This is a genomic window from Alcanivorax sp. NBRC 101098, from assembly GCF_001010505.1.
In the GTDB taxonomy this organism is placed as follows: domain Bacteria; phylum Pseudomonadota; class Gammaproteobacteria; order Pseudomonadales; family Alcanivoracaceae; genus Alcanivorax; species Alcanivorax borkumensis.
In genome coordinates this window covers 948,694-962,274 of sequence record NZ_AP014613.1, presented here as the reverse complement: position 1 = coordinate 962,274, position 13,581 = coordinate 948,694, and the positions used below count along the sequence as shown (strand labels likewise).

At 54.3% G+C, this 13,581-nt stretch carries 13 protein-coding genes and 1 tRNA gene; 1 reads left to right on the top strand and 13 read right to left on the bottom strand.

The window, feature by feature from the left end:
* Window positions 1-73 precede the first annotated feature (73 nt).
* The 8 genes from AS19_RS04480 to AS19_RS04445 form a co-directional block, all read right to left on the bottom strand.
* Window positions 74-1,072: a DUF5924 family protein gene (locus tag AS19_RS04480; protein WP_046961740.1), complete on the bottom strand. Its 999-nt coding sequence runs from the start codon at window positions 1,070-1,072 to the stop codon at window positions 74-76.
* Between the two features lie 113 nt (window positions 1,073-1,185).
* The gene (locus AS19_RS04475; protein WP_046961739.1) at window positions 1,186-2,484 is read right to left on the bottom strand and encodes a sodium ion-translocating decarboxylase subunit beta; all 1,299 of its coding nucleotides are present in this window, start codon (window positions 2,482-2,484) and stop codon (window positions 1,186-1,188) included.
* Window positions 2,477-4,276: a sodium-extruding oxaloacetate decarboxylase subunit alpha gene (oadA, locus tag AS19_RS04470; RefSeq protein ID WP_046961738.1), complete on the bottom strand. Its 1,800-nt coding sequence runs from the start codon at window positions 4,274-4,276 to the stop codon at window positions 2,477-2,479. Before oadA ends, AS19_RS04475 begins: the two co-directional genes overlap by 8 nt.
* A 15-nt stretch (window positions 4,277-4,291) precedes the next feature.
* Window positions 4,292-4,537: an OadG family protein gene (locus AS19_RS04465; RefSeq protein WP_046961737.1), complete on the bottom strand. Its 246-nt coding sequence runs from the start codon at window positions 4,535-4,537 to the stop codon at window positions 4,292-4,294.
* 414 nt (window positions 4,538-4,951) lie between these two features.
* Window positions 4,952-5,028, bottom strand: a tRNA-Arg gene (locus AS19_RS04460).
* 90 nt (window positions 5,029-5,118) lie between these two features.
* Window positions 5,119-5,598 carry a bacterioferritin gene (bfr, locus tag AS19_RS04455; RefSeq protein WP_011588126.1) on the bottom strand — a complete coding sequence of 160 codons (480 nt, stop codon included), beginning with the start codon at window positions 5,596-5,598 and terminating at the stop codon, window positions 5,119-5,121.
* Between the two features lie 123 nt (window positions 5,599-5,721).
* The gene (locus AS19_RS04450) at window positions 5,722-5,958 is read right to left on the bottom strand and encodes a bacterioferritin-associated ferredoxin (protein ID WP_081424053.1); all 237 of its coding nucleotides are present in this window, start codon (window positions 5,956-5,958) and stop codon (window positions 5,722-5,724) included.
* 280 nt (window positions 5,959-6,238) lie between these two features.
* The gene (locus AS19_RS04445; RefSeq protein ID WP_011588125.1) at window positions 6,239-6,964 is read right to left on the bottom strand and encodes a hypothetical protein; all 726 of its coding nucleotides are present in this window, start codon (window positions 6,962-6,964) and stop codon (window positions 6,239-6,241) included.
* 951 nt (window positions 6,965-7,915) lie between these two features.
* Between AS19_RS04445 and AS19_RS14080 the strand changes: the two genes are divergently transcribed.
* Window positions 7,916-8,092: a hypothetical protein gene (locus tag AS19_RS14080; RefSeq protein WP_158299161.1), complete on the top strand. Its 177-nt coding sequence runs from the start codon at window positions 7,916-7,918 to the stop codon at window positions 8,090-8,092.
* Window positions 8,093-8,490: 398 nt separating this feature from the next.
* On the opposite strand, the gene adk is transcribed toward AS19_RS14080, so the two are convergent.
* The 5 genes from adk to AS19_RS04420 all read right to left on the bottom strand — a co-directional run bounded on the left by adk (window position 8,491) and on the right by AS19_RS04420 (window position 13,399).
* Window positions 8,491-9,147, bottom strand: a complete 657-nt coding sequence (adk, locus tag AS19_RS04440) for an adenylate kinase (RefSeq protein ID WP_046961736.1) — start codon at window positions 9,145-9,147, stop codon at window positions 8,491-8,493.
* Window positions 9,148-9,431: 284 nt separating this feature from the next.
* Window positions 9,432-10,457 (bottom strand): cytochrome c biogenesis protein, encoded by a 1,026-nt coding sequence (locus AS19_RS04435; RefSeq protein ID WP_011588123.1) that lies wholly within the window; start codon window positions 10,455-10,457, stop codon window positions 9,432-9,434.
* The gene (locus tag AS19_RS04430; RefSeq protein WP_011588122.1) at window positions 10,454-10,891 is read right to left on the bottom strand and encodes a cytochrome c-type biogenesis protein; all 438 of its coding nucleotides are present in this window, start codon (window positions 10,889-10,891) and stop codon (window positions 10,454-10,456) included. Before AS19_RS04430 ends, AS19_RS04435 begins: the two co-directional genes overlap by 4 nt.
* Entirely contained in the window at window positions 10,891-11,439 is a 549-nt protein-coding gene (locus tag AS19_RS04425; RefSeq protein WP_011588121.1) for a DsbE family thiol:disulfide interchange protein, read from the bottom strand. The genes AS19_RS04430 and AS19_RS04425 overlap by 1 nt, the downstream gene beginning before the upstream one ends.
* A complete protein-coding gene (locus tag AS19_RS04420; RefSeq protein WP_035460777.1) occupies window positions 11,429-13,399 on the bottom strand; it encodes a heme lyase CcmF/NrfE family subunit in 1,971 nt (656 codons plus the stop codon). Before AS19_RS04420 ends, AS19_RS04425 begins: the two co-directional genes overlap by 11 nt.
* Window positions 13,400-13,581 lie beyond the last annotated feature (182 nt).

The following is a 13,581-nucleotide window of genomic DNA, read 5'->3' as shown; positions in this document are numbered from 1 at the left end:
CGAGCAAGGCGCCAACGAGGGCTGGGGTGTTGAGGGGCTTGGGGGCGAAGGGGCGACTGGGGAGCCGCAGGAATCAGGGTGTGATAGTAAAGCGCATCACGCCGATGATCTGGTTATCCCCGGTACGCACTTCTACCCGCCAGTGCCCCTGTGACGGCACAGGAATGTGGCGTTTGTGGGACCAGGTGCGAAAGCCCGATTCCCGCCCGCCAGAGACGTTCAACGGAATGCGGTCCACCTGTTCGCCGTTGCGGAACCAGTAGTGGTACACCTCCTGCCCGAGCCCCAATGGCGCCTTGATGGCGGTGTAGGCATACAGCCCTTCGGCCACTTCGTTTGCGCTAAAAACTTCACCACTCACCAGCGGCTTGCGCTCGGCGCGATTGAATGACAAAGCGACGGCGCGCTCCTGCAAAGACAACGTTAGCGGTGGCATCAGCGGGGCTAGCCAGCGCGGGGCCAGCGCAATTAGGCACGAGATCAGTATCAGCCCCAGCCAGCGAAACCACTTTCGTGGCCCGCCAAACCGCCAGAAGCTGGGCAAGGCAAACAGGGCGGTGAGCCAGCCTGCCCACGCCAGGGCCGAGTCGGTACTCCAGTGAAAGATTAGCGGCAACAGCACTAGCAGGGCCACAAACAACGCCCAGGCGTGGAAGCCGAAATACAGCGCCCGATGCCGGGCCAGCCCAAAATAGACCGGATCAATAATACTGGCCAAGGCCGCACTGACCACCAGGGTGGTGAAGAAAATATATTCCGCGCCACCGGACCATTGCAGCAACACGAATGGCAAGCTGAAAAAGAATGCCTCTTGATGCACTGCCTGCAATAACAATTTGAGCATGCCCTGGGGCAAGCCATCAAAACGGGTTCCGATGAATTTGTTCTGCCAGATCCCTTCGGTAAGCAGTAATAACCAGCTCAACACCAACAGCCCGGTGAGTACCGCCGCCAGCCAGGGCTGGCGATCCACTAGGAAATAACTACTCAGGCCCAACGAAAAACTGATAAACGCCCAGATATGTCGGATCCGATACAGTTTTTCAGTCAGCGTTTGTAGCGTCAGCGGCAACGGGAGAACTCCATCGAAGGGCGGGGATTGCGTCTTCGACGTACTATAACTCTGCGGGTTCCCCGTGGCAGCAAAGGATCGCGTGACCCTGGGGCCACCGCGGGGAAAATCGATCAGCCGGCAAAGTTGAGCAGCACGCCGGCGGCCACAGCAGAGCCGATAACTCCAGCCACGTTAGGGCCCATGGCGTGCATCAGAAGGAAGTTATGGGGGTTGGCGTCCAGCCCTACCTTGTTAGCCACCCGTGCCGCCATAGGCACGGCGGAGACACCGGCAGCGCCAATGATGGGGTTAACCGGGTGGCGACTAACGCGGTTGAGCAGCTTGGCCATTAACACGCCGGTTGCGGTGCCAATCATGAACGCCGCCAGGCCCAAGGCTAGAATGCCCAGGGTTTCCATCACCAGGAATTTGTCGGCGCTGAGTTTCGAGCCCACGGCTAACCCCAGCATGATGGTGACCACATTAATCAGCGCGTTACTGGTGGTATCCACTAACCGGTTCACAACACCGGATTCCTTCATCAGGTTACCCAAGCAGAACATGCCCAATAGCGGCGCGGCATCGGGAAGCACAAGGGCCACCAACACTAACAGCAAAATCGGGAACAGAATTTTTTCCACTCGACTGACAGGACGCAATTGTTCCATTTTTATCTGGCGTTCTTTTTCCGACGTCAGCGCACGAATAATGGGAGGCTGAATAATCGGCACCAGCGCCATGTAGGAATATGCGGCTACAGCAATGGCACCGAGTAAGTGTGGCGCCAGTTTGGTGGTGACATAGATCGAGGTGGGGCCATCCGCGCCACCGATAATGCCAATGGCCGCCGCATCCGATAGGGAAAACTCCAACCCTAGAAAATTCAGTGCCAACGCCCCCATCAAGGCGGCGAAAATCCCGAATTGCGCGGCAGCACCCAGCAACAGGGTGCGAGGGTTCGCCAGCAGCGGGCCGAAATCCGTCATCGCTCCCACGCCCATGAAGATCAACAACGGAAAGATCCCGGTGGTCAGGCCCACGGTATAAATTAAATACAGAATTCCGTCACCGTAATTGGCGTTGCCGGCCAGATGGTGCAACTGGTCCTGTACTGAGGGGCCTGCCGATTGAGCCGCCGTATAAAGCGCCTCACGGCCAGCACCGGGTTCCATGCCCAGCACCTGCGCCATGGAGCCCAACAGCTCGGCTGGACCAAAATGCAGCGCCTGGCTAATGGCAGACTCCGCCAAGCCCGCCAGAGGAATATTCGCCAGCAGGCCACCAAAACCAATGGGCAACAACAGTAGCGGCTCGAATTTCTTGTGAATCGCCAACCACAACAACACCAGACAAACCAGCAACATGACTAACTGGCCGCCGCTCATGTGAAACAGCCCGGTGCTGTGCCAAAGGGTTTGCAGCTTATCCATGGGCAGGCTCCACGCTGAGCAAGGCTTGCCCCACAGCCACGGCATCGCCCTCTTTCACAATAACCTCGCTGACCACACCGGCACAGGTACTGGACACATCGGTTTCCATTTTCATGGCTTCCAACACCATGATTTTTTGCCCTTCGCTGATCTGATCGCCAGGCTTTACCAGTACCTGAAAAATATTTCCGGCTAACGGCGCAGCCACCGACACACTGTTGGCCGGGTTTGCGGCGGGCGCGGCGGTAGCCGTTTGATCGGCCCGGTCTCCCATTTCACGCAGGCCGGTGACATCTCCGCCCTCGTTCACTTTTACCGTGTACTGCTGGCCATCCACTTCCACGGTGTAAACGCCTTCAGCCTGAGCGCTATCACACGTGTTTGCACCGCGTTCATTGGGCGCCGCCTCAAACGCCGAGGCATCGCCACGGTTTTCCAGAAAACGTTGGCCAATTTGCGGGAACAGCGCGTAGGTGAGCACGTCATCGGTTAACCGCGGCCCTTCCTCCAGCGTCAGGCCTTTGTCTTTTGCCAAGCACAGCACTTCGTCACGCAGGCTGTCCATTTCGTTGTCGAGCAAGTCACCGGGGCGGCAGGTGACCGGCTCATCGCCATCCAACGCTCGCTGCTGCAATTCGGCATTGTACGGCGCGGGAGCAGCGCCATATTCACCACGCAGAATGCCGCGGGTTTCCTTGCTGAGCACTTTGTAGCGCTCGCCGGAAAGCACATTGAGCACTGCTTGGGTGCCGACGATTTGCGAAGTAGGCGTCACCAGGGGAATAAAGCCCAGGTCCTCGCGAACGACGGGAATTTCCTTCAGCACTTCATCGAATCGGTCCGCCGCGCCCTGCTCTTTCAACTGGCTTTCCATGTTGGTCAGCATGCCACCCGGCACCTGTGCCACCAGGATGCGTGCATCCACTCCACGCAAGCTACCCTCGAAGGCGGCGTACTTTTTACGCACCTCACGAAAATACCCGGCAATACGGGTCAGCTTTTTGATATCCAATCCGGTATCCCGGTCCGTACCTTCCAGCATGGCCACCACTGATTCTGTAGGGCTGTGGCCGTAGGTCATCGACATGGACGAAATGGCCGTATCCACGTTATCGATACCCGCCTCCGCCGCTTTCAACGCCGTGGCCGTGGACAGCCCAGTGGTGGCGTGAGACTGCATGTGCACGGGAATATTCAGGGCCGCTTTCAAGCGAGTTACCAGTTCATACGCCACCGCAGGCCGCAACAGCCCGGCCATGTCTTTAATGGCAACCGAGTGGGCCCCCATCTGTTCGATAACTTTGCCCTGCTCCACCCACATATCCAAAGTATGAACCGGGCTGACCGTGTAGGCGATGGTGCCCTGGGCGTGCTTGCCCTGTTTCACCACGGCGGCGATGGCCCGTTCAATGTTGCGCATGTCGTTCATGGCATCAAACACACGAAACACGTCCACGCCGTTTTCTGCTGCCCGCTCCACAAAGGTATCCACCACATCATCCGCGTAGTGGCGATAGCCCAGCAGGTTTTGGCCGCGCAGCAACATTTGCTGCGGCGTTTTCGGCATGGCCTGTTTCAATTCTCGGATACGTTGCCAAGGATCTTCACCCAGATAACGGATACAGGCGTCAAAGGTCGCCCCACCCCAGGATTCCAACGACCAGAAGCCAATGTCATCCAGTTCCGCGGCAATCGGCAACATGTCATCCAAACGCATACGGGTGGCAAACAGGGATTGGTGCGCATCGCGTAACACCACATCAGTAATGCCCAACGGTTTCAGGTCACTCATGGAATAATCCGGTATCTATGACAGAGAAGTCTGACGGTGCTGCTGCACCGCTTTTTCGATCGCTTTGATGATTGCCGGCGGCGGCAAATCTTGAGAAGGGGGTGAAGCAAGCTGCGGCGCCGGAGCTGATTGCTCTGGGGCAAATTTCTGGACCAGTGCCGACATAATGGTTGTCACAGCGACCAGCACAATCAGAAAAACAAATACAACCCCCATGCCAATCAGCATGAGTTCGACACCCTGGGCCATCATGGTGTTCATGGAACACTCCTTTTGGTTCCAAAAGCGGATTCAGTCACCGCGTGCGAAAGCATGAGGCACCGCCGTTTGGGCGGGCATCGTAGTGGCCTTGTGAGCCGATACCGCTTTCGCAGTTTAAAGGGCAATGTAGACAGATTGTCGACAATCTGCAATGAACCGTGCGAGGCTCTGGATGGTGATTTTGGTCAACTAACCGTGCGAAGGGAAGAACTCTCTAGGCCATTGAATAAAAAAATACCGCTGTACCTAGTATGAAAAGCAATATGGTGTGTCGGGGATATTGAAAGAGCCTCACACTATAGAGCATCAGTGTGCCCACCAAGTCCGTAACGTGTTGCCTACGAGATGAAGCATCTGGCGCCCGCAGAGCGGCATAAAAAAAGGCCCCCATTTGGGAGCCTTTTTTTAATCGTATGGTGCACCGGGAGGGAGTCGAACCCCCGACCTACTGGTTCGTAGCCAGTTGCTCTATCCAGCTGAGCTACCGGTGCAAGTCTCGTTGCTGTAACGCCCCGAGAGGCTGCGCATTATTCCGAAAGCCCCGCGGTGAGTCAAGCGCATATCGGTTAAAAGTTCAGCAGTCAGCCTTCTGCAGACGCCATTTGTTTTTGCATGTAATTTTCCAAGCCCACTTTATCGATCAAACCGAGCTGAGTTTCCAGCCAATCGATATGCTCTTCTTCGGATTCAAGAATCTCTTTGAGCAGGTTACGACTGATGTAATCCTGAATGGATTCGCAGTAAGCAATACCTTCGCGTAGGTCAGGCACAGCCATTTGCTCCAGCTTGAGATCGCACTCCAGCATTTCCTTGGTGTTCTCACCAATCATCAACTTGCCCAGGTCCTGAAGATTAGGAATACCTTCCAGAAACAAAATACGCTCGACTAACATGTCAGCATGTTTCATCTCATCAATAGATTCGTGATATTCCTTGGCGTAGAGAGCCTGCAGTCCCCAGTCCTGATACATTTTGGCGTGGAGGAAGTATTGGTTGATCGCAACCAGTTCATTGCCGAGTGCACGGTTGAGGAATTCAATCGCTTTGGCGTCGCCTTTCATTGGGGTATCTCCGTCACATGAACTTGGGGGTAGGCGCCCATTGTTCAGCAAGAATGTGGCAGAGACAAGTCAAACAAAGAAAAGCGCTTCAAATACAAGCGCTTATGAAAATGAGAACGATTTTTATGCGGTTTGTGGCCAGAAAACAACGGCTTCACCAGCGGTAGAAGAATTCGAGAAAGAGGTCGCCTCATTCACGCTACGGGTTTCACGCAAAATTTGGCGGGCGTGACGGGCACATTTACCACACTGACTTCCAACCCCAAGTTCCCGACGAAGATCACGCAGGCTGTCGCAGCCAGAATCGACCGCTTCCCGTATATGGTTGTCAGTAATGCCCTTACAAATGCATATGTACATAAGTCGCCTTTCCTCAATCTCTGGAAAGGATGCTAACCCTAACGCGAATCATTATCAACTCCTTTTGGCGATCTATTCTTTACCTCTTTCACCCAGACCATAGAGGTCAAGCAGACCCATATCCCCATTCACTCACGCGGGTTACAGCCTCAAAGAAGCCCCTCGTCACTTCCCCGCCTTATTGAGCCCACCCTGCTCCCTTCCCGGCTAGGCAATATTCGCAGGCATAAAAAAGCCCCGCAGTGCGGGGCTTTTGGACTCTATAAAGCTCGCTAACGTATCAGGAAGACGCAGCCTTCTTGGCCGGAGCACGCTTAGCTGCCGCCTTCTTAGCAGGGGCTTTACGAGGGGTTGTTTTCTTTGCCGCAGGTTTACTGGCCACCGCTTTTTTGGCAGGCGCCTTCTTAGGCTTGCTTGGCGCTGCCTTCTTGGCAACACGCTTGGCTTTGGCTGCCGCTTTACGAGCTGCCACTTTCGCCTTTTGTTCAATCTTCTTCTGTTCTGCTTTAGCTTTCTTCGCCAGTTTACGTTCGTGATCACGTAACTTCGCTTTCAGATTACGCTCAGCTGTGCGCATTTTTTTCACTTCGCGGGCGACAACTTTCTTCGCGGCCTGGATCTCGGCGCGAATCAGTTTTGCTTCAGCACGAATATCCTGAAGTTTCAAGCGTCCGGTATTCATACGGCCACGAGCGGTATCAACAGCACGCTTAGCGGCTGCAGTAGGAGTTTTTTGTGCTTTTTCACGCTTGGCAGCAACATCAGCACGCAGCTTCGACAGCTTGGCATTTTCAGCGTCGATCTTGGCGCGATGTTTATCTAGTTTAGTTTGTGACTGGGTAACTTTCTTTTCTGCCTGAGCAACGGCTTTACCTTGTAGCTTAACCTTGGCCTCAGCGTTGGTAACAGATTTAGGAAGAGCCGGTGCTTTTACTGCAGCAGCTTTTTTTGCTGCGGGCCTACGTGCCGCAGTTTTTTTTGCGGCGGCTTTCTTTGCTTTAGCCATGATTGATCTCCTAAGCTATGGCATTGTCATCAATTACTGCGACAAATGGAAAATAGCATAAAAGAAAATCGGTTGGTACATTATTTAACCAACTCAATTTTTATTTCCTGATTTTTCACCGTTTCTGATAACTCTTTTTCCTTTCGTTTATCTTAATCGCTTCTTTGTTTTATTTTTCACAGCTTTTATTTCTTAACAAGTTAAGATCGGGCCTTACTAACACCACATCTTCGTTCCTTTGCCCTTCCCTACTGCACGCCCTAAGAAGCCTTTATTTCACCACTCCGCCCACCACCTTCATGCCATAGATAACCCGGCCCTTTAATACTCACATAGCTGCCAGATACAGATTCAAACCAACCTATCTATACAACCTATTTCATTTCTCACCGTATTTAAGACTGCAGTGGCCGAATGAACCCGTGCACCAACTACGGTAATAAAGTTGCCACCCTAAATCAGGAATCAAATGACCAAAAGAAGACGTTCCTTTACATCTGAACTCTAGCAGCAAGCCTGCCCACCGAGCTTTGGATCAGCGCTACACATTTTCTCAGGTCAGAATATCGCTGGGTGTTATCGAGGGTGCGCTGCAGCGCTGGGTTAAACCGTTTGAGGGTAAGCATCATGGCTAGAGGCCAAACTCTCGGTTCTGAACAGCGCGTGAAGAAGCCGCTCCAGCTACTACGAGCACCCTCATCAGCGGCGCCACCATATTAATGCGGAGCCTGTGGCCCTGAAGCTATCGTTAATCACGTGTTCAGGCAAAGTAGAAGCTCAGGGACAAGCCACACGATACAAAAGGCTCTTAATGGGCAAGGAGAGGAAATCGATCACATCACGGTGTGAAGCCTGTGACGTGAAATCGGCTTGATCTTTAAGCCGCCAGGCCCATATGCCTGCAAGCAAGCTGGCCAGACATACCGAACCATGGAGGGACGAAGGTTTACTGTGGCACCCCCGAATAAAATGTGGTGCGCAGAGATCCTCTATATCTGGATGGAGCAGAGCATCCGCCTGCGAGGTAGAGAAAAAGATATCGGTGACTACCTGATGGGTCACTACAACCAGTACCGTCCTCATTCCTTTAACGGCGGCATCGCCCCGTTGTGGCAGAGGAAATCTTAAATCACTGTCCGGTATTCGTTGACCACTACAAGGTCAGCCGGGAAGAGAACCGCAAGGTAAACCCCCCAAAAATAATCGATATGCATATCATCCGCGCAATTGCGCTAACCGCGATGGCGCTAAAAGTAAGCCAGCAGCCGGCGAATTAAGTCCAGCCGCGCCTCTAAGGATGGCGCGTTTAGAATCACACACACGTTAGAAAGGCTTTGCGCTGGCAGGAATAGTAAACGGCCAAGAACACGGACCGGATGTGGTGCTAGGCAAGGCTAGGGCCCTGTGCACTGTTAATCCGCAAAAAAGAATACGCCATTATGTAACTGTGGTGGTAATAGGCAAAAAAACGGGAAGCCTCAGCTTCCCATTCTTTTTTTGCTATTCAGGTACCGGCAAAGCAGTAATCAGCCTTTAAGAGCAGACAGTACTCGATCGCGGATATCGTCCACGGAGCCAACGCCGGCAACACGCACATAACGTGGGGCGTTAGCTTCTCCCTGTTTAGCCAGATCCTGGTAGAAGTCCACCAGAGGACGTGTCTGCGCTTGGTAAACCTCTAGCCGCTTACGCACCGTCTCTTCTTGATCGTCATCGCGCTGAACCAGCTCATCACCGGTTTCATCGTCTTTGCCTTCAACTTTTGGCGGATTGTACTTGGTGTGATACACACGACCGGAGGCCGGGTGAACACGACGCCCGCTCAAACGTTCAATAATTTCTTCATCATCGACATCGATCTCCACTACAAAATCGATATCAACGCCCTGCTCAACTAGCGATTGCGCCTGTGGGATAGTGCGTGGGAAGCCATCGAACAGGAACCCGTTGGCACAATCATTTTCCGTAATACGTTCTTTCACTAGACCAAGGATAATATCGTCGGAAACGAGACCACCCGCATCCATCACTTTTTTAGCTTCCAGGCCCAAGGGAGTGCCTGCTTTTACCGCAGCGCGCAGCATGTCACCGGTGGAAATCTGAGGAATATTGAACTGTTCCTTGATGAACTGCGCCTGGGTGCCCTTGCCCGCACCGGGGGCACCAAGCAGGATGACACGCATAGGATTCTCCATCTTTCTATCGTCAGAAGAGGTAAAAAGTGCCTCTGATTTGTTCACCTTCACCGCTGCGGCCCTATGTGTTCCAGCCCAGAAGCGACTCACACCCCTCTCCTTTGGGAGAGCGAAGGCCCGCCGTAGACGGCGCTAATCGGCGCAGTTTCAAGCGTATGGATGTACAAATCAGAGGAACCCAGCCTCCGAAGGGCTGCAACTTTACCTTGAGGCCCCGTTCATCACAAGGGATAGGGGCTGCTACTTAGGTAGCAGCCCAAGGCAACAAGCCCCTATTGGCGGGACAAATTAAGCACTGCGGGCTGGCGCTGGGGGAGTTTGAGCGGGGTGGGGACGGCGGTAATGGCAGCTTGGTCCACCGAGGCTCCAGGTGCCGGTGTATAACGTGCGCCAATGACAAGATCTGCCTGCTCGTCCGGATAGGACTGTAGCCAGTTAGCCGCCGTAAGCTCAATATTAATAGGGAAATGAGGGACAACTTTTCGTTGCGCAGCCAAGGGCTGCCCCGCACTACCCGCTTCACGCAGAAACACAAACAAAGTGCCCCCAGCGGGTAGATTTTCACCATGAACTGTAGCGCTGAGATTGGCGAAAAGCCCTTCCCGTTGCTTCTGTTCTCTTGCTCGATTCAGTCCTCGCTGTAACAGATCTGCGGTTTCACCCTGACTGTGTCGCGACAGCAACGACGCCCAAGCCTGTTCCGCCAACGCGTAACGACCAGCTCGATCGGCCGACATGGCCAACAGCATCCAGGCACCATCATGATTCGGTTCACGATCCAGTACCCAGCGAATCTCATCTAAAGCGGGATCAGTTAGTCGTGCCTCGTTCTTTTCAATCAGTGCCCGAGCCAGTAATAAATGCATGGCGGCATTCTCTGGGTTGAGCTGCAGAGCCTTACGGGCAGCTTCCTCCGTTTGTACCGGCGCGCCTAGCTGATCATAGAGGGCCCCCAATGCATACCAGCCCACGGCAGAGGGCGTTTGCGAAAGTTCAGACTGAAGAACCCGCACCAGAGCGCCAGCGGGCACTTCGGAGGCCGCCTTCTCCGGTGGTTGGCCGGCAATGATTTGCTGCGCAACATCACCGTATTCCTGCTTATGCGTTAACCAGGTGCCAGTGTGCTCATTTAGCCCGATTAATCCGTAGCCAGCACCCGCCAGAATCACCATCACCAATGGAATCCCCAAAGCCCCAGACATGTTTTTGCCGGCCTTGCGGGCTTCACTCCGCCACATCAACCACAGCATGGCTGCCAATATCAGTAACAGAACCAGCGACATCACCCACAACATCATTTTGTTCCCTCTCCCGGCTCTTTATTCTGCAGTTTCTGTTCTTCCAGTGCGGCCTTACGGCTGGCTTTTCGCAGCAACAACACGATCAAAACGGCACCGCCCAGCAATAACAGTATTGGCCCTAGCCACAGGATCGAGGTGCCGGCATTCACTGGTGGCCGATAGCTGACAAAGTCTCCATAGCGGGAAACAAAATAATCAACGATCTGTTCATCGCTCTTGCCTTCCAGAATCATGGTATGCACCCGCGTACGCATGTCCTGGGCGATACCCGCATCCGAATCGGCGATGCTTTGGTTCTGACATTTCGGGCAACGCAGCTCTTCTGAAAGGATACGAAAACGCTGCTCCTGCTGCTGATTATCGAACTGGTAAACATCGATAGCGGCAAAAGCTGACATGGACAAGGTGAGCAACAAGACAATACGTAGCATTATTGGCCCCCCTTACCCTGCCCCGCCTGAGCGGGCAGTAACGGCAGGAATTTTTCTTCCCAAACACGGGCATTCAGATCACCCGCATGGCGCAATACGATCTCGCCAGCCGGGTTAATCAAAAAGGTTTCCGGGGCACCGTACACCCCTAAATCCAGACCCAGCTGACCATCCGCATCGACAATGACATGGGTGAATGGATTGCCCAAGTTGGCCAAATACTGGCGGGCAGCGGGCAGCTCGTCTTTATAATTCAAACCGGCAATGGCCACGCCCCGAGCGGCCAGCTCCAGCAAATAGGGATGTTCAACATGGCAAGTCGGGCACCAAGTAGCCCATACATTGAGTAACTGCCAGCGCCCTTTCAAAGAATCCTCCGTATAGGTTTCTTCGGTCAGCAGCGACGACAGAGAAAATGATGGCACCGGTTTACCCACTAGAGCAGATGGCAGTTCCTGCGGATCGCGCCCCAAGCCACTGGCCAACAGCACCGCTAGCAACACAAACCCGACCAAGGGCAAAAACACCCAGGGAGAATTAGCTTTCATTGGCCACTCCTGCGTCATTGGTGGCAAAACGGTTGCGCCGATAACGTTTGTCCGTCAATGCCAGCGCGCCGCCAAGGGCCATAATCAATGCCCCCAGCCAGATCCACCGAATGCCTGGTTTGAAATAAATACGCACAGCCCAAGCATCGCTGTTATCCAAGGGCTCACCTAGCGCCACATAGAGGTCGCGCCAGAAACCAGCATCAATCGCCGCTTCTGTCATTACCTGGCCACTGGCGTGATAAGTCCGTTTTTCCGGGTGCATCACCGCCACCGGGTCCCCGTCATGGCTGACATGAAAATGGCCGCGGGTGGCGTCAAAGTTGGGCCCGCTGTATTTATCCAAGCTGTCGAACACAAAGGTGTAATGGCCCAGGTCAGCCGTATCGCCCGGCCCCATACGAATGTCCCGCTCCACCTCATGGAAGCTCACCAATGTAATACCGGCGATCAACACCGCCAAACCACAATGAGCGAACACCATGCCCCAGTAACCGCGCCCCAGCTTACCCAAACCCGTAACGAAACCTTGCTTGTAAGCGCTAGCCCGGCGGATTACATCATCTATATGAGCAAAAACCAGGAACAAAGCCAGCATGATGGCCAAAACGCCCTGCCAGGGGCTTGGATCGGGCAATCGAGAGCCGAACCATCCCGCAATGATCGCAGCAGGAGCCAACAGGGCCATGCGTTTAAGCAAGGTATTGCCGTCCTGACGTTTCCAGTTACTGAACACCCCCGGCACCATCAATAGAATCAACACCAGCGCCAACGGCACAAAGAAACCATTGAAGTATGGGCTGCGGATGGAGATTTTCATGTCCAGCGCTTCGCCAATCAGGGGAAATAGCGTCCCCATCAACACCACAGAAGTGGCGGTTAGCAAAATCAGGTTATTACCCAACAGGAAAGCTTCCCGGGATACCGGTTTGAACCCCGTGTTGCTGCGTAACGATGACGCACGCAGACTAAACAACGTTAACGCCCCCCCGGCGACGACGATAAGGAAACCCAGGATAAAGGCCCCCCGTGCCGGATCATTGGCAAAGGCATGAACCGACGTTAGCACCCCCGAGCGAACCAAGAAGGTACCCAACAGGCTCAAGGAAAACGTAATGATCGCCAGCAACACTGTCCAGGCACGGAACATATTGCGTTTCTCACTCACCGCTAAAGAGTGAATGAGCGCGGTCCCGGCTAACCACGGCAGCAAGGAAGCGTTTTCCACCGGGTCCCAGAACCACCAGCCGCCCCAGCCCAACTCGTAATAGGCCCACCAGGAGCCCAGCGCGATGCCCACCGTTAGGAAGCTCCACGCTACCGTGGTCCACGGCCGCGCCCAGCGGGCCCAGGCAGGATCCAGGTTGCCCATCAGCAACCCCGCCACGGCAAATGCAAACGCCACCGCAAAGCCCACGTAGCCCATATAAAGCATCGGCGGGTGAATGATCAGCCCCGGATCCTGTAACAGCGGGTTCAGGTCAGCACCGTCCAGCGGAAACCAGGGCAGGTTTCGATCGAAAGGATTGGACGTAAGTAGCATGAACAACATAAAGCCCACGGCAATCATGCCCATGACAGACAATACCCGGCTCACCATGGGCAACGGCACACTGCGACTCAGCAGCCCGACCATGGCGGCCCACCCGGACAGCATCCAGCCCCACAACAACAGGGACCCTTCATGGCCGCCCCAAATGGCGGACAACCGGTACGCCAGCGGCAATGCCGAGTTACTGTGGCCAGCCACATAGGTCACCGAGAAATCATTGATGTAGAAGCAATAGCCTAACGCCACCATGGCGATGGTCATTGCCAGCCATTGGATCCAGGCCAACGGTCGAGCGTACCACTGCCAAGCGGGCATGTTGCGATAAACGCCAATCAGCGGAAACACTGATAGACACAATGCTGCGGCCAGTGCCAACCACAGAGAGAGATGCCCGATTTCTGCCGCCACGAGAGCTCCTTACTTATACGACTAAATACACGACTGGGATAAACAACTTGCGATTCTGACTGGTCAAAGGGCCGCCGGACGCTGCTTTGGCGCGATCCGGCGCGCATAGCATCGGTAGATGGTCCGGCAATTGCAAGTCCATGGCTCTGCCACAATGAAACGATCCCCCTCAACGATACTAG